Annotated in this window: 26 protein-coding genes; 1 reads left to right on the top strand and 25 read right to left on the bottom strand. The window is 59.8% G+C overall.

What is annotated here, in order from left to right; all coding sequences use genetic code 11:
* Window positions 1–2: 2 nt before the first annotated feature.
* The 20 genes from trbK-alt to MWU52_RS03650 all read right to left on the bottom strand — a co-directional run bounded on the left by trbK-alt (window position 3) and on the right by MWU52_RS03650 (window position 19,413).
* Window positions 3–269, bottom strand: coding sequence for a putative entry exclusion protein TrbK-alt (gene trbK-alt / locus MWU52_RS03745; protein ID WP_246949577.1), 267 nt, complete (start codon window positions 267–269; stop codon window positions 3–5).
* Between the two features lie 4 nt (window positions 270–273).
* Window positions 274–1,002: a P-type conjugative transfer protein TrbJ gene (trbJ, locus tag MWU52_RS03740; RefSeq protein ID WP_246949575.1), complete on the bottom strand. Its 729-nt coding sequence runs from the start codon at window positions 1,000–1,002 to the stop codon at window positions 274–276.
* A 37-nt stretch (window positions 1,003–1,039) separates the two neighbouring features.
* Window positions 1,040–3,520, bottom strand: coding sequence for a conjugal transfer protein TrbE (gene trbE / locus MWU52_RS03735; protein ID WP_246949572.1), 2,481 nt, complete (start codon window positions 3,518–3,520; stop codon window positions 1,040–1,042).
* 4 nt (window positions 3,521–3,524) lie between these two features.
* Window positions 3,525–3,794, bottom strand: a complete 270-nt coding sequence (locus MWU52_RS03730; protein WP_246949569.1) for a VirB3 family type IV secretion system protein — start codon at window positions 3,792–3,794, stop codon at window positions 3,525–3,527.
* Complete coding sequence (locus MWU52_RS03725) at window positions 3,794–4,120, bottom strand: TrbC/VirB2 family protein (RefSeq protein WP_246949567.1); 327 nt, start codon at window positions 4,118–4,120, stop codon at window positions 3,794–3,796. The genes MWU52_RS03730 and MWU52_RS03725 overlap by 1 nt, the downstream gene beginning before the upstream one ends.
* Window positions 4,117–5,100, bottom strand: coding sequence for a P-type conjugative transfer ATPase TrbB (gene trbB / locus MWU52_RS03720; RefSeq protein ID WP_246949566.1), 984 nt, complete (start codon window positions 5,098–5,100; stop codon window positions 4,117–4,119). Before trbB ends, MWU52_RS03725 begins: the two co-directional genes overlap by 4 nt.
* A 233-nt stretch (window positions 5,101–5,333) precedes the next feature.
* Window positions 5,334–6,179 carry an NgoMIV family type II restriction endonuclease gene (locus tag MWU52_RS03715; RefSeq protein ID WP_246949564.1) on the bottom strand — a complete coding sequence of 282 codons (846 nt, stop codon included), beginning with the start codon at window positions 6,177–6,179 and terminating at the stop codon, window positions 5,334–5,336.
* Window positions 6,179–7,150, bottom strand: coding sequence for a DNA cytosine methyltransferase (locus MWU52_RS03710; RefSeq protein ID WP_246949561.1), 972 nt, complete (start codon window positions 7,148–7,150; stop codon window positions 6,179–6,181). The genes MWU52_RS03715 and MWU52_RS03710 overlap by 1 nt, the downstream gene beginning before the upstream one ends.
* A gap of 179 nt (window positions 7,151–7,329) precedes the next feature.
* On the bottom strand, window positions 7,330–7,824 hold the full coding sequence (locus tag MWU52_RS03705) for a hypothetical protein (protein ID WP_246949558.1): 495 nt from the start codon (window positions 7,822–7,824) through the stop codon (window positions 7,330–7,332).
* A gap of 18 nt (window positions 7,825–7,842) precedes the next feature.
* Window positions 7,843–11,463: a hypothetical protein gene (locus MWU52_RS03700; protein WP_246949555.1), complete on the bottom strand. Its 3,621-nt coding sequence runs from the start codon at window positions 11,461–11,463 to the stop codon at window positions 7,843–7,845.
* 216 nt (window positions 11,464–11,679) lie between these two features.
* Window positions 11,680–12,102: a CopG family transcriptional regulator gene (locus tag MWU52_RS03695; protein ID WP_246949552.1), complete on the bottom strand. Its 423-nt coding sequence runs from the start codon at window positions 12,100–12,102 to the stop codon at window positions 11,680–11,682.
* Window positions 12,103–12,111: 9 nt separating this feature from the next.
* A complete protein-coding gene (locus MWU52_RS03690; RefSeq protein WP_246949550.1) occupies window positions 12,112–14,106 on the bottom strand; it encodes a conjugal transfer protein TraG in 1,995 nt (664 codons plus the stop codon).
* Between the two features lie 17 nt (window positions 14,107–14,123).
* Window positions 14,124–15,881 (bottom strand): DUF3363 domain-containing protein, encoded by a 1,758-nt coding sequence (locus tag MWU52_RS03685; protein WP_246949548.1) that lies wholly within the window; start codon window positions 15,879–15,881, stop codon window positions 14,124–14,126.
* Between the two features lie 247 nt (window positions 15,882–16,128).
* Window positions 16,129–16,833, bottom strand: coding sequence for a lytic transglycosylase domain-containing protein (locus MWU52_RS03680; protein ID WP_246949546.1), 705 nt, complete (start codon window positions 16,831–16,833; stop codon window positions 16,129–16,131).
* Window positions 16,820–17,347 carry a S26 family signal peptidase gene (locus MWU52_RS03675; protein WP_246949544.1) on the bottom strand — a complete coding sequence of 176 codons (528 nt, stop codon included), beginning with the start codon at window positions 17,345–17,347 and terminating at the stop codon, window positions 16,820–16,822. The genes MWU52_RS03680 and MWU52_RS03675 overlap by 14 nt, the downstream gene beginning before the upstream one ends.
* A complete protein-coding gene (locus MWU52_RS03670; protein WP_246949542.1) occupies window positions 17,344–17,802 on the bottom strand; it encodes a DUF2840 domain-containing protein in 459 nt (152 codons plus the stop codon). Before MWU52_RS03670 ends, MWU52_RS03675 begins: the two co-directional genes overlap by 4 nt.
* A gap of 4 nt (window positions 17,803–17,806) precedes the next feature.
* Window positions 17,807–18,088, bottom strand: a complete 282-nt coding sequence (locus MWU52_RS03665; protein WP_021100692.1) for a helix-turn-helix domain-containing protein — start codon at window positions 18,086–18,088, stop codon at window positions 17,807–17,809.
* Between the two features lie 176 nt (window positions 18,089–18,264).
* A complete protein-coding gene (locus MWU52_RS03660) occupies window positions 18,265–18,810 on the bottom strand; it encodes a DUF2285 domain-containing protein (RefSeq protein ID WP_246949541.1) in 546 nt (181 codons plus the stop codon).
* 28 nt (window positions 18,811–18,838) lie between these two features.
* Window positions 18,839–19,009, bottom strand: coding sequence for a DUF6499 domain-containing protein (locus tag MWU52_RS03655; RefSeq protein ID WP_246949539.1), 171 nt, complete (start codon window positions 19,007–19,009; stop codon window positions 18,839–18,841).
* Window positions 19,010–19,140: 131 nt separating this feature from the next.
* Complete coding sequence (locus tag MWU52_RS03650; RefSeq protein WP_246949537.1) at window positions 19,141–19,413, bottom strand: DUF2285 domain-containing protein; 273 nt, start codon at window positions 19,411–19,413, stop codon at window positions 19,141–19,143.
* A gap of 140 nt (window positions 19,414–19,553) precedes the next feature.
* On the opposite strand from MWU52_RS03650, the gene MWU52_RS03645 reads away from it, so the two are divergent.
* Complete coding sequence (locus MWU52_RS03645; protein ID WP_246949536.1) at window positions 19,554–19,793, top strand: helix-turn-helix transcriptional regulator; 240 nt, start codon at window positions 19,554–19,556, stop codon at window positions 19,791–19,793.
* 108 nt (window positions 19,794–19,901) lie between these two features.
* On the opposite strand, the gene MWU52_RS03640 is transcribed toward MWU52_RS03645, so the two are convergent.
* The 5 genes from MWU52_RS03640 to MWU52_RS03620 all read right to left on the bottom strand — a co-directional run bounded on the left by MWU52_RS03640 (window position 19,902) and on the right by MWU52_RS03620 (window position 23,287).
* The gene (locus tag MWU52_RS03640) at window positions 19,902–21,137 is read right to left on the bottom strand and encodes a hypothetical protein (protein WP_246949534.1); all 1,236 of its coding nucleotides are present in this window, start codon (window positions 21,135–21,137) and stop codon (window positions 19,902–19,904) included.
* 4 nt (window positions 21,138–21,141) lie between these two features.
* Complete coding sequence (locus tag MWU52_RS03635) at window positions 21,142–21,459, bottom strand: type II toxin-antitoxin system RelE/ParE family toxin (RefSeq protein ID WP_246949532.1); 318 nt, start codon at window positions 21,457–21,459, stop codon at window positions 21,142–21,144.
* A complete protein-coding gene (locus MWU52_RS03630; protein ID WP_246949530.1) occupies window positions 21,456–21,725 on the bottom strand; it encodes a hypothetical protein in 270 nt (89 codons plus the stop codon). Before MWU52_RS03630 ends, MWU52_RS03635 begins: the two co-directional genes overlap by 4 nt.
* A 120-nt stretch (window positions 21,726–21,845) precedes the next feature.
* Window positions 21,846–22,391 (bottom strand): hypothetical protein, encoded by a 546-nt coding sequence (locus MWU52_RS03625; protein ID WP_246949528.1) that lies wholly within the window; start codon window positions 22,389–22,391, stop codon window positions 21,846–21,848.
* The gene (locus MWU52_RS03620) at window positions 22,346–23,287 is read right to left on the bottom strand and encodes a hypothetical protein (protein WP_246949526.1); all 942 of its coding nucleotides are present in this window, start codon (window positions 23,285–23,287) and stop codon (window positions 22,346–22,348) included. The genes MWU52_RS03625 and MWU52_RS03620 overlap by 46 nt, the downstream gene beginning before the upstream one ends.
* Window positions 23,288–23,367: the final 80 nt, after the last annotated feature.

Raw genomic sequence — 23,367 nt, 5'->3', positions numbered from 1 at the left:
CCTTACTCCGTCCCGGCCGGCTCAGGAGCCAGATCGAAGAAGCGCTGCCGGGCCGCCTCCCAGGCGGCGCGGCATTCGGTGTCGGTGGCGTAGTCTTCGGGCGTCAGGTCACGGCAGCGTGCGAGCGTGCTGCGCAGCGCGCTATCCGTGACCACATGCCCTTTCTCTGGCAGGATCGTCCGGGTGAGTTCCACAGCGGCGGCGAGGGCAGCGAGACCGCCCACACCGAAGGCGACGAGGCGCAGAGTTCGCGGGGTGTCGAGGGCCATGCGCTTACTCCTCGAACAGCCGTACTGTGCCGGGGGAGTAGCCGCCGCCGTAATCGAGGAACCGGGCGAGGTTTTCGCGGCCCTGCGCCTCGGCGGAGGCGATGCGGGCGGCTTCCAGCGCTTCGGCCCGGTTCTGCGCGGCGATGGCTGCCGTCAGATCGGCGATCTGTGTCGATTGCAATGCGAGCAGTTGGTTGCCAGCCTGCGCGACCTGCAGGGCCCCAACGGCTCCTTGGCTTTCGCGGATGAGCGCGTCCATCTGAGTTCGCGCGCCGTCGATATTGCCCACGACCCCGGCCTGCACGCGCAACGCGTCCTCGAAGCCCGCGACGGAGGTCTCCCAACGCTCGCGCGCGCCGGCGATCATCGCATCGAAATCGCCCTGCGCTGCGGCAGCGCCGTAGTCCTGCGCGAAGGCCTGTTCGATGGTGGCGACGTCGAAGGTGAGGCTCTGGGCATCGGCCAAGAGGCGCTGGGTTTCGCCGATGGCGTTTTGCAGTTGCGCCAGTGAGGAATGTGGCAGGTTCGCGAGGTTCAGCGCGTCGTTCATCAGCATCTGCGCCTGGTTCTGGATCTGCGCGATCTGGTTGTTGATCTGCTCAAGCGCACGGGCGGCCGAGAGGATGTTTTCGGCATGGTTGCGCGGGTCGTAAACGATCCGCCCACCACCGCCGAAGAAGAAGGCCTGAGCCGGTGTCGTCAGGACCGGCGTCAGGACGAGGGCGCTGGCCATCAATGCGGCGGCAAGTTTGCGGGGCCGTGTAGGGCGCTCAGGATTGTGGGGCATGTTCTGTCTCCTTTTGGTCAGGGTGAGGGGGTGTCGGATCGGCTGGTGCGATGTCGGGCCCGAGCAGGTCGATGGCCCAATCAAGACCGCGATGGCGCAGCCAGGCGGCGGCAAAGCCATCCCGGCCATGGCTGGCGAGCAACTCGGCCATGGCGGTCTGGTCGGCCTTGGAGGAGGCGGCGGTGAAGGCCAGCGCCACCTCGCCGAGCCCCAGCGAGAAGAGCCGGTTGCCCCGCCGCGACTGGCAGTAGTAGTCCCGCTTCGGCGTCGCGCGGGCGACGATGTCGATCTGGCGGTCGTTCAGCCCGAAATTCTGATAGATGCGCGCGATCTGCGGCTCGAAAGCGCGCTCGTTGGGAAGGAAGATCCGCGTGGGGCAGCTCTCGATGATGGCCGGTGCGATGAGGGACCCGTCGATATCGGCCAGCGATTGGGTGGCGAAGATCACCGAAGCGTTCTTCTTTCGGAGCGTCTTCAGCCATTCGCGCAGCTGCCCGCCGAAATTGGCGTCATCCAGCGCAAGCCAGCCCTCGTCGATTAGGATCATCGTGGGACGTCCGTCGAGCCGCGCCTCGATCCGGTGGAAGAGATAGGCGAGCACCGCGGGTGCCGCTGCTGAGCCGATCAGCCCCTCCGTTTCAAACGCGAGCACGTCCGCGCTGCCCAGGTCTTCGACCTCCGCATCCAGAAGCCGGCCGAAAGGCCCGCCGAGGCAGAAGGGCTTCAGCGCGCGTTTGAGTTCGGTCGATTGCAGCAGGACCGAGAGGCCTGTGAGTGTGCGCTCCTCGCGCGGAGCCGAGGCGAGCGAGGTCAGCGCCGACCAGAGATTGTCCCGCGCCGCCGGGTCGATCATCGCGCCTTCGCGGCCGAGGATGCCCGCGAGCCAGTCCTGGGCCCAGGTGCGTTCCGCCGCTTCGTCAATCCGCGCCAGCGGCTGCAACTGAACCGCCGGTTCCTCGTCGGCCAGCGCATCGCCGAGGTTCTCCCAATCGCCACCCATGGCGAGCGTGGCGCAACGGATCGATCCGCCGAAATCGAAGGCGAAGACCTGCGCACTGGCATAGCGCCGGAACTGCAGCGCCATGAGGGTCAGCAGGACCGATTTGCCAGCGCCGGTCGGGCCGACGATCAAGGTATGGCCGACATCGCCCACATGTGTGGAGAAGCGAAACGGGGTCGTGCCGTCGGTTTCGGCGTGAAACAGCGGCGGGCCGTCGAGGTGGTCGTTCCGGTTCGGCCCCGCCCAGACCGCCGAGATCGGGATCATGTGAGCAAGGTTCAACGTCGAGATGGGTGGCTGACGGACATTTGCGTATAGATGGCCGGGCAAGGAGCCGAGCCAGGCCTCGAGCGCGTTCAATGTTTCCGGGATGCAGGTGAAATCGCGCCCCTGCACGATCTTCTCTGCTGCCTTGAGCTTCGCTTCGGCGGTACGGGCATTCTCGTCCCAGACGGTAATCGTCGCGGTGACGTAGGCCGCGCCCGCTACATCGGCACCGAGTTCCTGCAACGCCTCGTCCGCATCGGCCGCTTTGTTGGCCGCATCGCTGTCGAGCAGGGTCGAGGCTTCGTTGGTCATCACCTCCTTTAGGATCGCGGCCACCGACTTGCGCTTGGCGAACCACTGGCGTCGGATACGGGTGAACACCCGGGCGGCATCCGTCTTGTCGAGGCAGATCGCGCGCGTGCACCAGCGATACTCGAAACCCTGAGCGTTCAATTCGTCGAGCAAACCGGGCCAGGTGGCGCTTGGCAGGCCGATGATGGTCAGGGTCTTGAGATGCGCGGCCCCGAGCCGTGGTGTCAGCCCACCCACCAACGGATCATCGGCCAGCACCGCGTCCAGATGCATCGGGACCTCCGGGACGCGGACGCGCTGACGCCGGGTCGAAACGGTCGAATGCAGGTAGGTCAGAGTCTCGGCATCGGAGAGCCAGGCGATTTCCGGCATGAACCCGTCAAGCAGATCGATCAGCCGGTCGGCGCGGCTGACAAAGCTGGAGACAAGATCCTGAGGCTTGGTGCTGCGATCCGGTGCGTTTTCTAGCAACCAGCCCTCGGCGCGGCTCGCGTCGTCAGCGGGCGGCATCCATATCAGCGTCAGGAAATACGCGCTCTCGAAATGCGCGCCCGCTTCTTCGAACTGCGCGCGGCGTTCGGCATCGACGAGGGCGGAGACAGGATCGGGGAACTCGGAGGCCGGATAGTCCTGTGCCGGGATCCGCTGCGCCTCGATGAAGACGGCCCAGCCAGAACCAAGCCGCCGGAGGGCGCTGTTCAGCCGGGCCGACGTGGCGACCAGTTCGGCGGGCGTGGCTGAATCCAGATCCGGCCCCCGAAACCGCGCTGTGCGTTGCAGGCTGCCGTCCTTGTTCAGGATGACGCCGGGCGCGATCAATGCAGCCCAAGGCAGAAAATCGGCCAGTAGGGCGGATTTGGAGCGGTATTCGGCGAGACGCATCATCGGCTCAGACCCCGAACCAGGACGGGTAACGAAGATGCCGCCGTGCCACCTCGGCGATCTGTGCGTCTCGCTTCGCTGCCCAGACGGCGAGGAGATGGCCAATAATCCAGAACGCGAGGCCTACAAGCCAGAGCCGCAAGCCGAGCCCGATGGCGGCGGCGAGAGTGCCGTTGGTGATCGCGATCGTGCGCGGCGCACCGGCCAGCAGGATCGGATCGATCAACGCGCGGTGCACCGGCGCGAAATAGCCGGCAATGTCGTTGTGGTTCTCCATCAGATCAGTGCTCCGCCGCCGAAGGAGAAGAAGGACAAAAAGAAGCTCGAGGCGGCGAAGGCGATGGACAGGCCGAAGACGATCTGCACCAGACGCCGGAACCCTCCTGAACTGTCGCCGAAGGCGAGCGTCAGCCCGGTGACGATGATGATGATCACCGCGACGATCTTGGCGACCGGGCCTTCGATCGATTCGAGGATGGTTTGCAAGGGGGCTTCCCACGGCATGCCGGACCCGGCGGCGAGCGCCGGCTCAGGCAGGGCGAAGACGACGAGGCCGAGCGCGGTTGCGCCAAAGGCTGTGCGAAATGATGGCAGAAGGGTCATGGATGGCTTCCTTGTGTTGGTGGGAAAAGGGGGGTGAGGGCGTAATCGCCCGAGGCGGTCAGGCCGGTAACACGCGCCAACTCGGAGAGGCGACGCTCGGCCCCCCGTCCGGACAGAACGGCGATCAGGTCGATGGTTTCTGCGATCAGCGCGCGTGGGACGGTGACAACCGCTTCCTGGATCAGCTGTTCGAGCCGCCGCAGCGCGCCAATGGCGGACCCTGCATGGATCGTCCCGATCCCGCCCGGATGGCCGGTGCCCCAGGCTTTCAGCAGGTCCAGTGCTTCCGGGCCGCGCACCTCGCCGATGGGGATACGATCCGGCCGCAGCCGCAGCGACGCGCGCACGAGATGGGACAGGGTCGCGACCCCGTCTTTCGTGCGCAGGGCCACGAGGTTGGGGGTCAGGCATTGCAGTTCGCGCGTGTCCTCGATCAGGACCACGCGGTCCGAGGTTTTGGCAACTTCCGCCAACAGCGCATTGGTGAGGGTCGTCTTGCCTGTGGAGGTCCCGCCCGCGACAAGAATATTGGCCCGGCTGGTGACCGCGTCGCGCAACTGCGCAGCCGTATCTGAGGAGAGAATGCCCATTGCGACATAGTCCTCGAGGGTGAACACCGCGACGGCGGGCTTGCGAATGGCAAATGTGGGTGCAGAAACCACTGGGGGCAGCAAACCCTCGAAGCGCTCGCCCGTGTCCGGCAATTCAGCCGAAACACGCGGGGCCGCGGGATGGACCTCCGCCCCGACGTGATGGGCGACAAGACGGATGATGCGCTCGCCATCGGCGGGAGACAGCACCGCGCCTGTGTCGCTCAGCCCATCGGCCAGCCGGTCAACCCAGAGCCGCCCGTCAGGGTTCAGCATCACCTCGACGACGCCAGCATCCTCGAGCCAGGCGGCGATGCCCGGCCCAAGTGCCGTGCGCAACATGCGTGCGCCGCGGGAAGACGTCTCGGTTTTGAAAGGGGTAACGGTCATGACTGGCCTCGCGATGGATCACGAGACCGATCAAGAAGACCGTTATTTGGTTACGGGCAACAGCTGTGAAGGCGTAGTAGGGGTGTGGCGCGTGAAGGCAGGGATATTGCGAAACGCCGCTAGCAGGGATCACTCACCGCCTTTGGACACTTTGGTAACGTAAAGATCATTCCTGCGTTGGCGCAAACCACACAGGAAAATAGCTCGTAATTCCAAAGACATTTAGGCAGTGTTTAAGTCACCATATCGAGCGGCAAGTCCGAGATGTCTCTTAAGCGTTTGCCTTCAATCATAGTGTCTAAGAGTTCGAGTGTCTCATCGCGACCCTGATCCACCAGCGCACTGCGAAGCTCATAAAGGGCAAAGTGATAGACGCAATCAATATCGCCCGTTCCAAGGGCCAAAGACGCCACTCGCCCCGGTGTCGGTTCTCCAGTAATCACTGCGATATGCGGTAGCCTTCCTTTGCGATTCCGAACTAAGTTAAGACCTTCAGAGCGGGCATTTTGCGCACGGTCACTTCGCAACGTCCATTTGCAGCTAATTGAGGCATGGAGGATTTCAAGCGGTTGATTGACTGCACGCAAACTCGAAAGCCGCGCGGTATCAGTATCGACCAATACACCTTTTGCATTGATGACCTCATCTGACTCGGGTGCTCTTGTTACGACAATGTCAGGCTTGATCAAATAGTCCGAGCCGATGGCTGTGGCGATTTCTCGATTGGCTTTGGCGATTGCTTCAAGGTCATCGAGGTGTGCATACTGATCGAACATTGCGATGCCGCCGCCTTTGGTCACAGTGAAGAAGCCAGGGCGGAGATGCTGCATTCGTTCAAAGCAAACGCGCACAAAACTTGCGCACACACTTTCAAAGTCAGCGCCAGCTGTCTGACCAGGAAGTTTTAGTGCGGTTGTGGCTGGTCCGAGCTGATCAAGAATAGAGCTGGCGATCTCTCTGCTGGGTTTGGATGCTTTGTCGGCATTACTTGGGACGCCTGCCGCGCTCTTGGTTAAGATGCCGCCGAGAAGAGTCGCATGGAACTCACGACGTGCTTTTGTGAGCCATGCAACGCTCATTAGGCAACAACCCGAACGGACTTGCGCGCTAAAATCGCTTCGCGTATTTTGACAGCTACAGCTTCCGCTACTGGTGGTGGGAACGCGTTACCCACCTGCCGATAGGCGGGTGTTTTCTTGCCGGAAAAGCGCCAATCATCGGTGAAGCCTTGCAATCTTGCGACCATGGGCACCGTTAATCGGGGCATGCCTACAAAGTCTCGTTCTGGGGCTTCATTAGCGATACCCATGCCGTCAACTCCGAGCGTGGCCCAAGCTCGCTTTGCTCGTGTTGGTCCAAGATCAGGACCGCCATGTTTCTTTGAGCCTCCAACAATGGTCGGGGCAATATCATCGGCCTGCTTACTCCAACGCGTGGCGCCTCGCCAGCCATTCTCTGCCATGAGATCACGTAGAGTTTCACCTACTGTTGCAGGTGAGGTGCTAGATGAAACTGGCCAAGAGAAATGTTCCGACAAGTCTTTTCGCATGGCGACGATGACTACACGTGGTCGCAGCTGCGGCACACCAAAGTCAGATGCGTTGAAGAGATGCCAGTCAGCTTGATAACCTAGCTTGCTCAGTTGTCGTTTAAGCTTTTGTCGGTAATCTGCAAACACCGCGTCAAGAAATCCACGTACGTTCTCAATCATGACGGCTTGTGGTCTAATTTCATCGATCAGCCGCAAAGCATCGGGAAAAAGGTTGCGCTCATCTGCGTGGCCAAGCTGCTTGCCAGCCACGGAAAAAGGCGGGCACGGCAGACCGCCAGCCAACACATCGACGCCCCTGTAAGGGCGGCCATCAAAACTAGCTAGATCGGCCTGTTCGCCGTCTACGACGTTCCACGACGGACGATTGAACAACAATGTGTTGCGACAATGATTGTCGATCTCAACAAGCGCTTGATGACTGAATCCGGCACGTTCCATGCCAAGAGCCTGCCCGCCTGCACCGGCACAAAGTTCAACAGATGTAAGATTCGACTGCATCGATCGCCTCATTTTCCTAAACCATACTCTTGTAGAGATAGGCATGGAAGACACTAGATGTGGCTTCTCCCAAATCAAAAGTTCTCTTTATGTTCTCACGACGTGGTTGCAGGAACAATAACAAATTGCATCGGAGGGTCAGACGTGACCGTTTGCAACAATCCGTCAAGCGGCGGCAGCTAGGTGAGCAGCGCTCCCAACAGTGTGCCTGCGATACCCGAAGCCGCGCCAATGAAGGCGGTCAGAACGGGCAGCCACCAACGCCTGTCCTTCGCCTGGTCCATGGCTCTAGAATGAAGCTCCACGGCCGTTTGGATCAAAGACGCCATTTCCCCGTGTGACAATGGACTTCTAGAGATTCGGCCCTTCTTTGAAGCATCCATAGAACGAAACTCATCGGTCTCAATCTGTTTTCTGGCATCAACATCGTAGTTCTTAGGATGCTGACGCCTCGCTACTAGCGATGCCTTTTCTCTAGCCGCATCCAATCGGAAGAACTCAGGGTGCTCTACGAAGACTTGCTTCCAGTGTTCGCATTTTCCTGGGTCTCCGGAAATGCGGTCAGACCATCCAGCAAAGTCAAGCTTATAAAATTTATAGATGCTCATAGCCTGAATCGCAGCAATAACGTCGCCCAGTCGCGCATCGTCTTTTAGATATGGAGAATTTGCCATTGCATCTACCTCAGAGCACTATTCCTCGGAAATTTTGAAGTACCGAGTTGCCTTCGCGCCCCGCGAAAACTTGTCGGGATCGAATTTATTTGGCCTTACGTACCAGACTTTGTTTACTGGATAACGAGAGCAAAAGGCGGCACTTGCAACCGTATCCAGCTTTCCTCCTGTTAGCCCAATTTCGAAGTTCATACCGCTATCAAGGTACTTTTGCGTGTAGGACTGCTCGATCGTTTTAAGAATGTGCTGAGGATTCATAAGGTCGACCTCGAGAATCTCGCTTGATTCCGCTTCTCTGGCCGCCGCTTTGGCTAACATCGCAGCAATCTTGGCATGCGAACTATCGGCGGTACTAGTTACTAGGTCCGCATGATTGTAATTATTTTCCGAAACTAAATGCACTAGCCTTTCATGAGATGCACTCGAAAAGGCCAAAAGTGCACGACTACGAGTGGCATCGGATTCCATGCTGTCGACCTCAACCGAATGATACGGGGGAAACTCACTGCCGACGATCTGACGCAGACTGTCGACAACAGACTCTTGCTGTTCTTGAGCATTTAGTATCTTGGCTAGATCTTCGTCCTTAGGGGAGGTCACTTCTGGCTCAGTGAACGCCAGATATACGAACCCTTCCAACTGTAGGGCTTCCTTTACGCTCCGGTAGATTATCGGCTTGGCAAGTCCAGAAATATCGACCAGCCTGCAGATTTGATCGGCTCCTTTCTCAAAAAAGGATTTCGCATCTGCCTTCCGTATTTCCACATCGCTTAGGCGACCTAGCACAGTTTTTCTGATGGCGTCCGCACGGCCGGAAAGGTTGTACTCAATCAACTTAGCTGTTTTCGGGTTTAGTCTTTCGAAACAGTTACTCGCAGATTTCTCGCACGACTCTTCGAAGCCCAGGCCAAGCAGTATTTCATCTATCTGAAGGTTATCTACTTCCTTGTCTGACAACTCGTAGATCTTCGGGACATCAAGGTAATGCTTCTTCGTGACTGCCTGAGATTGAATCGTTGGAACTGCAAGGTCGAACTCGGGTTGGTCTGTCTCAAGGGTTCTTGGCTCTATAACTGATGTTTCACCTTCGTCCGTCTCATATTCATCATCAATCTCGGTACCAAGGTTTCTGTTTAGGAGGTCCGGCCCCTTTTGGGGATTTGAAAGCCACTCGAACAGGTCCTTTCCAGTCAACTCAAACCGGTCTCGATCAGCCAAAGGGATGAAGTCCGCGAGACCATAGAGCTTCCGAAAGACAAGTTTGAACTGCTGTACTGGATCCGAGTGCTCAGTTTTGCTTCTAGGTGTTCCACCATGAAATACAAAAACACCTGCATCAACCAATTCACGCAGTCGCTCATTCTGGGTACCTGCTTCCTCAGCAGAAGCGTTTACGTAAATAGATGTGTATTGCCGAAGGCCTCTAGTCTCGCCTTTTCGATGCGAGTTTATCAATGCGCGGTACGATGCCTCCGCAAAAGACTTTGCGGTGTTCTTTAGATCGCTCCCCCTTCGGTCTAAAACGTAGAGATGGCGTGCACAGTGATCTTGGAATACCTGAGATTGGACGTCTGCAGAAACGGGGTGAGCAGTCTGACCTTTATGTAGAATACTCTCGTAAATGGAAATTACGCTGCCGATGTCGCCGACACAAACTGCTTTCAAAGCAGAGATTCCAGCATAGACAGATTTCCTGCGGCCCGATGCAGCAGAGTTTACGACGATTTCATGAGCAAGTTTATTTAGCTTCTTATCGCCCAACACTACTGTTGGGTGAACCTTTGGGTGACTTGGGAAGTACTGGGATCTCTGAGAAAGAATTTCTCCAATAAAGGCTTTTCCTCCCTTTCCTTTAAGTCGAGAGTATACTTCCGCACCTAGATCGAAGGTCTCAAAATCCCGCCAATGGGCAGCATATTCGACTCCTCCTAATGACTTCAGGGATAGAAAAATCGTTTGAGTTTCTGATGTGAGCTTAAATGCGCAATCTGCACCTTGATCTGTATTTTGAAAGATTATTGCGGAGAAAATTTCCTCGATTTTTTCAGGCTGTAGGTACCGTGTTGACACGTCATCCAGAAGGAACAGAATCCGAGAGTCAGCCCAGATCTTCGAGCATTGAGCGATCGCTTTGGCAAGCGCAGGAAAAGACTTTGATGGATGGATGTCCAGAGTGCATGAGTTGTCCGGCTTACTTACCTCCAAGAGCTTTCGAACCAAAGTGTGCTCAAACCGCTCAATGGAATTTCCAGGAACTTCGATTTGAAAGCCAGTGAGCAGGTCAGAAAGCACGTTAGATATGAGTTTAGGCGATTGCGCGGATACGAGCTCTGCCTTGATATCTTTTAGATGGGCAAGAGCTCTCGAAGCCTCAAGGGCATACGCCAATAACAGTCTGGCGAATAGTTTGTTGTTGGGCGCCTCAACTGAGGTGCCACGGTCCACCAAAATTTGAGCCGAGACAAACAAACCAACAAAGCCATCACTTGTTAGTCTAGCGATCACCTGTTCTTCGGTCTCAGCGCGCTTTTGCATTGCGCGCGCGTGAAACTGCAGAGATCGTAGCAACATAGTTTTCCCGCAACCCCGCATGCCAGTGACAATAAGAGGTCCCTTCGAGCTTGCTCGTCTTTGCCAATCGCCTTCTGGATCCACTAACAACTGCGGAATGTGCCAAGGTGCCAAGGTCTGCGCATTGTAAGATTCGCCAAAGTTCTTGAAAACCAGAGGAGAGCGCCATGGCCTCCAAGGTTCCCCAGATCGGTAATAGGCTTGCTCAATGGTTCTGACTATTTCCTCAGCAGGTGGCGTTCTTTGGGTTTCAACTGGTGCAGAAATCGATGCAGCAACGTCTTTTAATGCCAGCGCGACTCTTGCATCGAGATCGTCTACATGGCCGTCAACATTCTGAAGCAATTTGCTTGAAAGGATATCGATATGTTCTGCGACCCAATGCAGGTCGCTTTTGTATCCGTCTCCAGAACGGCGATCTCCGGAAGTCGACCCAAGATCAATTGCAACTGCGCGTACTGACGGCTCAAGAGCTGCGTCTCGGTAGCGCTCTTGTGTTAATTCTTCGACTAGTATGTTGCCAGCATGGAAGTCGTTGTGGTTCTGGCTTCTTGCTCGAAGCTCATGAACAACCTTGACCAAATCGCATGCTATTTGTGCTACAAGGCCTGCGCTTAGTTTCGATTTCCCATCAAGATAACTTTGAAGTGGTTTGCCATTCAAATATTCCAAGACCGCAACGTGTACCTCAAGATGACAATCTCCGAAAACTGCTTGGCCATCAAATGCATCGACGATGTCCACAATGAAGTCTGCTCCATCCGCAGTTCTTGCGTGGGTTTGACATTCTTCCGAAAAGTCCTTTTTGAATTCCTGGTAATTCTTTTTTGGAACTACTTTGAGGACATACTTGCGCGGGATCGGACCCGTACGCTCAGCGACAAATGTCGCTCCATAGAAGCCTCGACCAAGGGCACGAACAATCCTGTAATCGCCGATCTTTTCTGGTGGGTTTTCAAGCTCAAAGTTGTAAGGGTATCCGCAATCAGGGCATAATTCGTCGATGGCCTTGATGTCGAAATCAGGCTTGGGACACCTAAAGCAGCAGAATTTTCCCTTACTAGACAACTAACGATCCTTTTCACAAAATGGATAACCAGAAACGATGCGGTTTCTAACAGTGTGACAGCCCTTCGGGTTTAGACTCACAAGATTGACTGGCCAGCAACGACACTCAAGCACTAACCTTGCAGAGGTTGCTCTGACCGCAACTGTGGTGGGTCAGAAATTTGGGGGCCATGCGCGGTTCAACAACTGAATGCGTTCGGTAGCAGTAAATGATGCCTACTGCGAGTCCACTGAACCATGAAAGTCACGCGAAAGTTCCTTCATCAGTGTGGTGCCTTTGCCCAACCGCCGCGCCAGCGTCTCGACGAAGCCTCCATACCGCTCCTTCCCCTTCGCCTTGGCCGCTGAGTAGGTGTCATCAGGCAGGGGGGGCGTCGTCGTCAGCCAGAAGCGAACAAACAGCGCCAGTGCTTCGGTTGTGATTTCTTGGTCGCGTTCCAGCCGCTCGAGCGACCTTGTCAGGCGGTCCAGCCTGCGGACGATCGCGGCCTCGCTCTGTTCGGCGCTGTCGGGTGAGAGGAACGACGCCAGGGCCGCCTCGACTACTTGGGTTTTGGGGACGCGCCGCCGTGCCGCCAGTTCGTCGATTTTATCGAAGAGGGCTGCGTGGACATAGGCGGTGATCTTGGCTTTCTTCATGTCGTCACCTCATAGATCGATGCCATCATCCGGATCGAGGGCCGCTTGACGCGCGACGGTGCGGAACCGGGTCTGCATGGGGCGGGCGCGTTGGGCCTCGTCGTCGGGTTCGTCTTCGAGGGCCGCGAATTCCTCGCGCGGGAATGGGAGTTCCGGGGCCACGTCTTCATGCGCGGGGATCTCAGGCTCTCGTCGGATGCCACCATCCCCGTCGTCAGCGGGCTTTTTCACGCCGGTTTCTTGGGGCGGTGCGACTGGCTGAAGACAGCTCCAATCATCGGTTTCCACGGGGCGGACGAATGCAGGTGCTTCGACGACAGGCGGCTTGTGGATCCTTGCCGTCAGTTGCGCGTCGCGGAAATACCGCACTTTTTGGGCCCGGATCGGGGCCGCGCCCGACACGAGGATGATTTCGTCGTCAGATGGCAGCTGCATGATCTCGCCGGGGGTCAGCAAGGCGCGGGCGGTTTCCTGGCGCGAGACCATCAGATGCCCGAGCCAGGGTGACAGCCGATGGCCGGCATAGTTCTTCATCGCCCGCAGTTCGGTCGTGGTGCCGAGGGCGTCGGACAGGCGCTTCGCCGTGCGCTCGTCATTGGTCGCGAAGGCGACGCGGACATGGCAGTTGTCCAAGATGGCGTTGTTCTGGCCATAGGCCTTTTCGATCTGGTTCAGCGACTGGGCGATCAGGAAGGCCTTGAGACCGTAGCCCGCCATGAAGGCCAGTTGGCTTTCAAAGAAGTCGAGACGGCCGAGGGCGGGGAACTCGTCGAGCATGAACAGAAGGCGGTGCTTGCGGTAGGTGTTGTGCAATTCTTCCGTCAGGCGGCGGCCGATCTGGTTCAGGATCAGCCGGACCAGCGGTTTGGTGCGGGAAATGTCCGATGGCGGCACCACGAGGTAGAGGGTGAGCGGCCGCGCATCTGAGACCAGATCGTCGATCCGCCAGTCGCAGCGCCGGGTCACGGCGGCGATCACGGGGTCGCGGTAGAGACTGAGGAAAGACATGGCGGTGGACAGGACGCCGGAGCGTTCGTTCTCGGATTTGTTCAGCAGCTCGCGAGCGGCCTGGGCGACAACAGGATGCGGGCGATCTCCGAGATGGGCGGTCCGCATCATTGCAGTCAGTGTGGCGGCGATGGGACGCCGAGGATCTGACAGGAAGGCGGCGACGCCTGCCAGTGTCTTGCCCTTCTCGGCATAGAGAACATGCAGGATCGCGCCGACCAGAAGGGAGTGGCTGGTCTTCTCCCAATGGTTGCGCCGCTCGAGCTGGCCTTCGGGATCGACGAGGATATCCGCGATGTTCTGCACGTCCCGCACCTCGCGCTCGCCGCGGCGGACCTCGAGCAGCGGATTGTAGGCGGCGCTGGCCGCATTGGTCGGATCGAACAGCAGGACACGCCCGAACCGCGCCCGGCATCCGGACGTCAGTTGCCAGTTCTCGCCCTTGATGTCGTGGACAATCGCGGAGCCTGGCCAGGTCAGCAGGCTCGGGATCACCAGGCCGACGCCCTTACCGGAGCGGGTGGGCGCGAAGCATAGCACGTGTTCCGGACCATCATGCCGGAGGTAGCGCTTGTCGAGACGGCCCAGTACGACCCCGTCGTCTGCGAACAGCCCGGCGGCGGTGATATCCTTGGGGCTTGCCCATCTGGCCGAGCCATAGGTTGTCACGTCGCTCGCCTCGCGCGCCCGCAGGACCGACAGCAAGATCGCGACGGCAATGGCGGCGATCCCGCCTGCGCCGGCGATTGCGGCTCCTTCCATGAAGACGCGGGGCGCGTAGGCGTCGTACCAGTACCACCAAGTGAAGACCTGCCACGGGCGGTAGATCGGCAGGCCGAAGAGGGCGGTGAGAGGCGCGCCAAGCTGGGGTTGGAACCCGAGACGAAACGCGACCCATTGCGTCGCTGCCCAGACGAAGATCAGCGCCACGATGCTGACGATGAGGATCTGGCCCCAGAGGATCTTGGTGGCCGATGACGTGTCCTGACGGCTCATGGTGATGTCCTTTCTGCTCAAAGGCTCAGCCCGCGCTTGCGCCCGAGGCTCCAATCGATCCCGCCGCCGGGCGTCATCGTGCCTGTGACGGCCTGGCCGAGATGACGTTCGAGTTGCGGGGTCCAAGGGACGAGCGAGAATCCGAGCCCATCGTCGATCATGGCGAAGCGGCCAGACGCGAGATCGAGGCGTTGCCGGAACGTCCCTGCGACGGGTTCGCCCTCGGTCGGTTTGTAACGGGGGAGGCCGGTTTGCGTGCTGAGGTCTTGAGCGATGGTGTCCAGTTCGCGGTTGCGCAGGGTGGCCAGCAGATCGCGGGCAAAGGTGACCCGCTGCCCTTGCCGTCGGGCGAGGCCTTCGGCGACAAGGTGATCCGAGCGGCGTTCCAATGCTTGGCGAACCTCTGCGCCAAATCCGGCACCGCTCAGCGGTTCGCGGTCTCGGGAAAGATGCAGGCGGTCGAGCCAGGTGGCGCCATCCGCCGCGATCTGGGCGGCCAGCGACAGATCGGAACGACCGACAAGCGACAGTTGCTGTGTCCCGTCCGTCTTCCCTGTCCAGAGCCGGGTTTCGACAATGCCACCTTGCGGCGTGTCGCCGGTCGCATCGAGATCCCGGAAGCGTAGGTGATGTACGCGACCGTCAACTCCGTCGATGATCGCGTAGCCACTACCGGCGTGGTCGTCATGAAAGCCGCGTTCCACAAGCCGCCCGAGGATCGGCGCGATGGGCGTGCCTTCGATGGCGAAATCACCCGCTGCGCGATTACGGTCGGCGCCCATGGCGCGGTGCATTCGTTTGATGATGTCGCCGCGCATCCCAAGCTCGCGCAGAGTCTCTTCGGCATTCGGTTTCAACTCCCAGACGGCAGGGGCGATTTGTTCGGCCAGCCCGAGCCTCTCCAGTGTCTGGGCGCGGCCGATCATCAAGCGGCGCAGTTCCGGATCGCGGGGCGCCGGCGTGCCGCGGCGCAGGTCGGCGGTGCCGGCATGATCATCCGCCAGGGATCGCAGGCCGCGATCTAGATCGGTCCAGCGCTCCGCCGTGACCTGCGTTTCCAGGGCTTGGGAAATCTCGCGCTCGCTGCGGGGGCCCAGTTCCAGTTGTACGAGGTCTTCTGCGCGCGCGCGAAACCCCCGGCTGATGTAATCGCGTGAGATGACGAGATCGCGCCCATCGTCGACTTTGCCGCGCACCAGAATGTGGACATGCGGATTGTCGGTGTTCCAGTGATCGACGGCGACCCAGTCCAATCTTGTGCCGAGATCCCGTTCGGCACGGGCCATCAGATCCCGGGTGAAGGCACGCAGATCCTCGAGGTCGCCCGCGTCTTCCGGCGAGATGATGAATCGGAAATGATGCCGGTCGTCTTCGCAGCGCGCCGCAAAGCCGCCCCGGTCGAGATCATTGCTTTCAGGCCCAAACAAGTCGGCGTCGCGCCCGTCCTGGCCGACGCCGTCGCGCTGCAGGTAGCCGAGGTGCTTGGCCATCGGCGCGGAGCGAAAGCGCTTGCCCTGGTGGCGCACGACGCGGGCCTTCACGACGACGCGCCGGGAGGTACGGGTCAGACCGTTGGCGGTTCGGACAAACCGTCCGCGCCCGAAAGAGGTGTTGCCGAAACGCGTGCTGCCCGCGCCGATACGATAGCCGGTATGTCCGGATTTCCGCGCGGCACGCATCACCTCGTTGACGAAGCGTGTCGAATGCTTCGAGGTCCTGCCGCCGTCGCGGATACGCCCGGGGCGGATGCGCAGGTCATCGTCGCGCCGGGTCATGGCCGCACTCGCTTGCAGGACCAGCTGCCGCACAAAGAATATCTCAAAATCAGTACTTTAGACGAAGTCCTGCGGCATGCAGCTTGGATATGCCGCACAAATCCTCGCAGAGAAACAACAGCTTGAGGTCCGCTTGCGGCACCTCTTTTATCTCGCGCTCTTTCTGTTGAGACCCTGCGCGTCGACCCGCCCCGGCACATTCCTGCGACCGGGCTTTCCAGACCTCGCAATGGTGCGATGCCGCGGATCATGGCGTTTGCCCCCGGCTGAGAGGCACGAAGATGCCGTACTGAGATGCGTCAGACGCAATCCGTTGGGCGTCATCAACTTGGGTTTGACCCGCCTCAGCCGTTGCCGCGAACAGCGGGGCGTCGCGCCAGTCCTGCGTCCTGTGCGGGCGGCTGACTGCCTGCGCAACGTTGGTCCCGTCGCCGATGAGTGGCGCGAGGATGGCAAGGTAATTGCGGGTTTCACGCGGCAAGGCGCGGCCGGTATCAAGGTGCTCTTGGTAGCGCGCAGGCCCGGCATTGTAGGCCGCGAGAAAGCCGGGCGACCCGAACCGGTCGTACATCTGTCGCAGATAGGCGGTACCGGCCAGAATGTTGTCGCGTCGATCGAAGGGATCATCGCCAAACCCATAGGCTGCGCGCAATTCGGCCCAGGTGCCGGGCATGATCTGCATGAGCCCCATGGCGCCTGCGGTGCTGACCGCGCGTGGATTGCCCGCACTTTCGACCTCCATGACGGCACGAATCCAGGGCTGCGGGATGCCGAACCTGCGCGCGGCTTCTGCAATATGGATGTCGATGGGTTGCTGCTCAGATGCTGGAACACTGCGGTCCTGAGCGATCACGGCGGACGGTGCCACGGTGATCGGCATGCAGAGGATCAGTACAAGCGCGGTCGCGACGCCCGCGTGCTGACGGCAGTGACCGCGTTCAAGACGACGCATCTTCCGCCCCTCCAAATGTCCAAAGAGGGATGGCACGTCCGAGGATCGTGTCCGCTGACAAGGGCCCGAAATAGCGTCCATCGAGGCTGTCGGCGACACCAACAAGGAGCAGGAAGACCTCGTCCGAGGCGAGCGTGACACATCCCGTCCAACGCGGAAGCGGGCGGCCCTGTTGGTCAGCCGATGCTGCCCGGGCAACTACTCTGCCGTCGATGGTGATCTCGAGATTGTTCCGACAGACCGTCATGCCCGAGACGGCCGCGACGCGTTTCAACAGCAAGGTATCCGCACCGACATAGCCGCGCTCAACCACCCGGGATGACAGGTCTTCCGGCAGGCGCACGGCGACGAGTTCGCCCAGCGATGGCGGGTTCGACGCTCGAACAACGTAGAGTCCGACCGGCACGCTTGCTGACGCATTCCAGATCAATCGCGGTGCGCGGTCGATCTGTGCGACTGCAAGCAAACCGAGGGACAAACCGGCCGCGAGGAGGGGAGGGGCCGCCGCGCTCATGACGTCACCATGCGACGCTTGAGCCAGGCCGCGTGCCGGGCAGGGGTGTAGGGCCGAGGCTCCAATGCAGCGGTCAGGCGGTTGTGGACGTGCCGCCAATGGTCGGGGCTGACATCTTCCGGTGCGATGCCACAGCTTTCCACGATATCGACGGACCGCAGGGCCGCCTCGACCTTGGGCCAACCGGAAAGGCGCAGCAAAAGCTCTCCGCCTGGCGTGACACAGGGCACCGTGGAGCAGGGCTCGCCTGCACCAACGGCGCGCAGAATGTCGATCCGGCTTTCAACGGTGCCATAGTCGTTCGACGACCAGCGGACGAGCGCGAAGATTGCGCCGGGGGCGAAGGCCACGCGCTTTTCCGTGCGCGTCAGGATGGTTTCCTCGGCAATCCGACCGAAACGGATCCAGCGCTCGATACGCCCTTCGATCCAGGTGAGGTGGACAAGTGTCTGCATCGGCTCAGCGCCCCCGCCGCAGATAGGCCGGCGAAACGGCGGCATGGCGTTTGGCGGGCAGAACGCGGTCTTCGGTCTCGTCTGAGGTCGAGGTCTTCTCGCCCCTGGTGACCCAGGCCTGCAGATCGTCGACCGCATAGACGACACGCCCGCCGATTTTCGAGTACCGCGGGCCGGTCCCGTAGGTCCTGTGTTTTTCCAGAGTGCGTCCGGAGAGGCCGAGAAAGCGGGCGGCTTCCGGGGTTCTGAGGTAGCGGGGCGGGAGTCCTTCATTTGGGTCGGGCATTTGAGTATCTCCGGTGGCTAGGCCGCGCGACGGCGCGTCGCGGGCTGTCGGAGGTCATCAAAACGCAAGTGCGCCCTGGGGAGGGATGACGAAGATCGCGCCGTGAAAACGTCACCCCCAAAGGCCAACAGGATCAGGGGCTGATGGGGGTTCGATATGCCGGGACTGCGCGGTGATCACTTGCGCGGCTTGGAGCGCCCCGTGGGTCCTTTGCCGAGAAGGAGATAGCGATAGCCTTTGGTGGTGAGATGCGTACCATGGGCCGACAGTCGGGTGATCTGGGCCTTGAGGGAGCTGGTCTTCCAATGCTCGCGCGACACAGCCTCGGCGCCGTACAAGTGCCGCGCGATCGTCTGGTAGCTGGCATGGTCCCGGCGCGCGTCGAGCGTGCGCAGTGCAAGCTGGATGCGTCGCTGCTGCTGCGACGTCAGGGGCGGAGGGGATCGTTTGCGGTACAACAGTTGCGCGCGGAGCGCCTTGAGTATGTCGATCCGTGCCCCCCAATGTTCGTCCAGCGGCACCAGAATCCCAATCGGGCGTTGGAGGCTTTTGGCATCCAGCACAAGCAATGCGCCTGTTGCGAGGCGCACATAGATCAAGCCGTCCTGCGTTCCGATGACGGTCAGATCATCTGCATCGATGTGCGGCGCGGCGGTGTCGCCGTCAGGGACTGGCACAACATACCCGACCGCTGCCGGGGCGATTGATGGCGTCCAGAACACGGGTGCATTGGGTGCGTCGATGTCCGGATCAACGGGGAAATCGCAACCCCCATGCGGCCGGTGATTTCAATCCATCCCGCATTTGCGGGTAATTGGCGCGATAGTCGGAATTGCGGCGCAAGCATTCCCAGGCCAGCCCGGACAGGTCGAGACTGTCGAAATGCTTGTACGCCGTTTCGTCTTGCCAATCCTTGGTCATGGCGAAGCTCCGCGTTAGCTGTTTCGATGAACAATGAGTATAGCTTGGTGACGCGTCAAAACGACGGCAGGAACGGTTGCTTTGCGCAACCTGCGCGGGTGTTCGCCGATCTCAGATGGATCGGGCAAAGTTCAGCCAGTCCGGCCCTCAAGCAGCTTGCGATAGCCGTGCTCCGTCATCCAGCGGGCGCGGGCGAGGTGGCTGTCGTATATCTTTTTGGCACGCTCTGGTTCCTCGGCGGGATCTATACCGAACAAAATCTCACTTACTTCCTGCAGGCTGGCACCGCTTTCGGCGGCATCAAACAGGCGCAAGTACAGCGTCATATGCGCGTGGTCGTAATCGGTCAGCTCATCGCTTTGTGGTGCGAGATCAGCGATCGGCGTGGTGCCGGTGGCAGACATGATTCCCCCTCGCCGTTGGGCGTTAAGGCTCATAACAGCACATCAGATTGCATGTGCAAGGTCGGATTGCGGTCAGTCAAACCGCAGATGAGTATTATAATACGTCGCACCAAAATACGCGATAGGTTCTTTACTCGCGGATGGACATCCGCGTTGTTTTTGCAAGGAATCTCAAGCACTACCGCCAACTGCGCGGGCTGACACAGGCCGCGTTGGCGGCGGCGATGGATGTCGACCGCGCCCATGTCAGCGCAATGGAACGCGGTCAGCAGAACGTCACATTGCAGACCCTTCAACGGGTCGCGGCACATCTGGATGTGGCACCGGCGAAGCTGATCGAAGAACGCGCCGAAGGAGATGTGCGTTCCCGATCATCGTGATCGATCGTCTGGGCGGTCGTCTGTTGGGTCGAAAATTGCGAGGTCAGGTCAGGGCATTGGTTGGTTTCATCGCGCCGTGCAGGCTGCTTCTCGACAGGGATCAATCCGCTATTCAGAACTGAGTTTGGTCAGTTTCTGGCCAAGGCGCTGTTGCATCAAATCATCGCCGGGCGTGGTCTCCACCAGTCGCTGAAGCGCAGTTATGGCCCAGTCCCGACGGTCGATCCGCGTGCTGGCGGTCATCAGGTGATCGACGGCTTCGTCGATGTCTAACGGGCTGGGTTCATAGCCACGGCCAGCCAGAAGATGCCTGATGGCGTGCAGAGCGACTTCGGCGGAGAAGGCCGGTTCCTTGATCGCGAAATCGCGGGCGGCGCGGATCAAGGTTGAGGGGGCGGCCTCATTGTCCGCTGCGCAGTCGAGCGCGATGTCAAAATACGTCGCAGTCTTGGCTGCGGCGAACCATTTGCCCTTGCGCCCGTGGAGCGCGATCAGGTCTTCCAGTAATGCACGGGCATCCCGGTCAGGGTAGCGCTTGACCAGATCGCGCCACATCGCCAGCCAAGTGTTTCCGCTCGCTGTGGGCAGGCCAAAACGGCGATAGGCCTCGTCCGCCTTGCCTTGGCGTACCAGGATAACCTCGCAAAACCGGCAGATGTCGTGATGGCCCCATGTCTGGCGATCTCCCTCCAGAAGCGCCTCGGCATAGACCAATGCGTCATCCTCGCGGCCCTGTCGAAGCAGGGCTTCGGCGCCGAACTTGTCATCGAACCCCAGCCGTGTCTTCTTGACCGCGAGGAGCGCCAACAATTCGTCATAGCGTCCGGCCTCGAGAAGGCAGGACAGCGTGAGCGTCGCCGTGCCGACGTGGGCATACCGCTCCCAATCTGACCAGGCGCGATGGATCAGGGCGAGATCACGGTCGGCATGCAGGGTCATGAGCGCGGGATAAGCCGCGATCTCGCCGAACCGCTCCGAGATCGGGGCGAGGTAGTCAACGCCATCGTCCTCGATCGCTGCGCGCAACTGCTCCAGCCATTTTGCGCGCGTCTTTTCATCGGCAGGGGCGGCGATCAGGATCGGCACAAGGTCATCAAGTGTGCGGCGCACGGCGGTGCCAAGCGCACCCGACGAGGTGTCGATATGCTCAAACGCGGGCCAGATCCGCGCGGCCAATGCGACCACGCCGTCCGCCGCCGTGACAGGCTCCGCGCGATTTACGGCCCGGATCTCCGCGCTGGCCGATTTCAACCGCTGGGTCGCCTTGGCGGAGCCGCGCCATCCGAAAGCGCTTGCGCGCATGCCGGGTTTGAAGGCCCATTTGTGGACAGGTTTGTGCGCCATCCTGCTACCGCCCGCGCGCTTTACTGCGCATGATCCAGTCGGCCCCGGCATAGGTCACGGCGTGGATATGAACCTCGCGGGCATCATCGTCGACAGTGAAGGCGATCACGGCCTTGCGGCCTGCTGGAATGGCACGCAGCCCGGGGGCGATCTCGTCCCGGCGGCTGCCTTTGTGTGGCAGGTCGGCAAGGCTGGCGATGGTGGCTTCGATCTCGTCCAGTCGGCGCGCGGCGGATTGCGGGCCGGCATAGTCGATCAACCAGTGTGTGATCGCGTCGAGATCCTCTGCGACCGCCGGATGGAACCGGATGCGATAGCTCACGCCCCACGCGCAGCCTGCAGCCGGGACCGCGCGGCGGCAAAGGCGTCCTCGGCGGGGACATAATCGGCGCGCGGCGTGTCGAGCCGCGCTAGGATCTCCTCGGCCATCGCCCCAAGGACCAGTTCGCGCTCCTCTTCATCGCGCATCATCTGCTCCAGAGCCGCTGCCACAGCCGCGCTTTGCGAGGCGAAGACGCCTTGGCCAACCTTGTCGGTCAGGAACCGATGGTGGCGGTCGGTGAAGCTGAGGGTTGTCTTGACGGTCATGCTTACCTCCCGGGTATGACTTAGTCATATCACTAAAGTGGTCCAGATTCGCAACCTTTTCGAGGAGGTCGCAGAACAGTTGTGCTCCGCAGTCGCAAGGACCTTTGAGTTGGAGAAAATTCAACCGTGCCTTTCTTCGTCCGGGTCGTAGTCGCCGGATTTCACTTTGCGCTGCGCCGCCTTGAAGCACCACTCGGGCGGTGTCAGTGAGCCTTTACGAGCTTCGTCCAGTTGGGACAGCGCTGACTTGGCCTCCTTCTCGAATTCATCGTATGGCTTGTTCGACCACACGTTGGCCGTGCGGCGCAGAGCGCCTTCGGCGTTTTTGAAAGCCCCTGCCTTTTCGGCATAGGCCTTGATGGCATCGTCGAGGTTCAGCGCCTTGGTTGCGCCTGGCAGGATCACGGCCAGCAAGGCCAATCCCGCGATCACAATCTCCATATCCTCCCGCGATGATAGCACCGTGCTCGCAGCCGCTGCGCCCGAGGCTGCTGCGAAAACCCACAATACGGCTCGCGCGATCTTCAGGATGCGCAGCCAGATGAAGAAGCTCGTGGACGTGTAAAGCGTGTTGCGCGCTTGTTCACGGCATTCCTTCACAAGCGCCCTATGCGCCGCCTTCAGATCACCATTTCGGGGATCACTGTTCCGAATATCTTCTGCCATTCACTACCCGCCAAAAGGTTCAAATTCTCGCGCTCATACTCGCACGCCTTGAGCATGCACTGATGTGCGCTCTCTGCCTTTGACTTCCACGCATCGCCGAGATCGATCCATTCATTGATGCCGCCCGGCATAGAGAATCCGCCGCCCGCGCGCGCAATCATGTGCGCGAAGACATCCCGCACGACCCAGTCGAACCAGAACTCGTCATGACTGCCCCAAGTCATACGGGGCAGGGCTTCGCCGATTAGCTGTTCAAGGTGGAAGGACTTGATCGGCACGTTGCAGTGCCGCTTCCACTGCTTGAATATTCGTACCAGCTTGCGGTGGTTGCCCCGCAGCGAGTTGTCAGATTGATCGAGAACGCCGATCTCGGCCAGTGGATCGACCTGCTTCCAGCGTCCGCCGTTGTTCGTATCGCAGGTTATCAGACCGCGATCTGCGGCTATGAACGAAGGAACAACCTCGATCGTGATGCTGTTGAAGCCGACCACGACGACCTGTCCATCCTGTCGGATGGCGGTCTGTGAATAGGTCGTGGTCAGAACATCCTTAACATGGTTCAGCAGCTGCGACTGCTTGTTGCCGCTGTAGGCGTTGAAACGGTGATAGACTTCGACTGGAAGGATGAAACACAGATCGATGTCGGTTGGCGGATGAATTGCCGTGTTCTTTCCCCAAGACCCCGCCACCACATAATGTCCGACAATACTCTCGCCCCTGAAATTGCGGTTCAGTGTCTTGATGACTCCCCGAGCCTTGGTGTTTGCATCGTCGATGGTGGCGGCCTGAAGGGCGAGATTTGCCTGAAGTGCCTTGAAGCGCCGCGAGACGTAAAGCCATCGCAGCGGCTCGGCACTGTTACTTATCAGTGAGGGTGCGAGACCAAGACTGTTCATCCTTGGTATGTAAGTATCACCGATCTCGTTGCCAAGAGGGCATTGGGCGCAAAATGTTGTGCCTCTGTCATGTTTCCTTT

Origin of the sequence: Jannaschia sp. S6380 (assembly GCF_023015695.1) — a bacterium.
Lineage (GTDB): Bacteria > Pseudomonadota > Alphaproteobacteria > Rhodobacterales > Rhodobacteraceae > Jannaschia.
The sequence above is the reverse complement of the archived record's forward strand: the minus strand, read 5'-3'. Positions and strand labels throughout refer to the sequence as shown.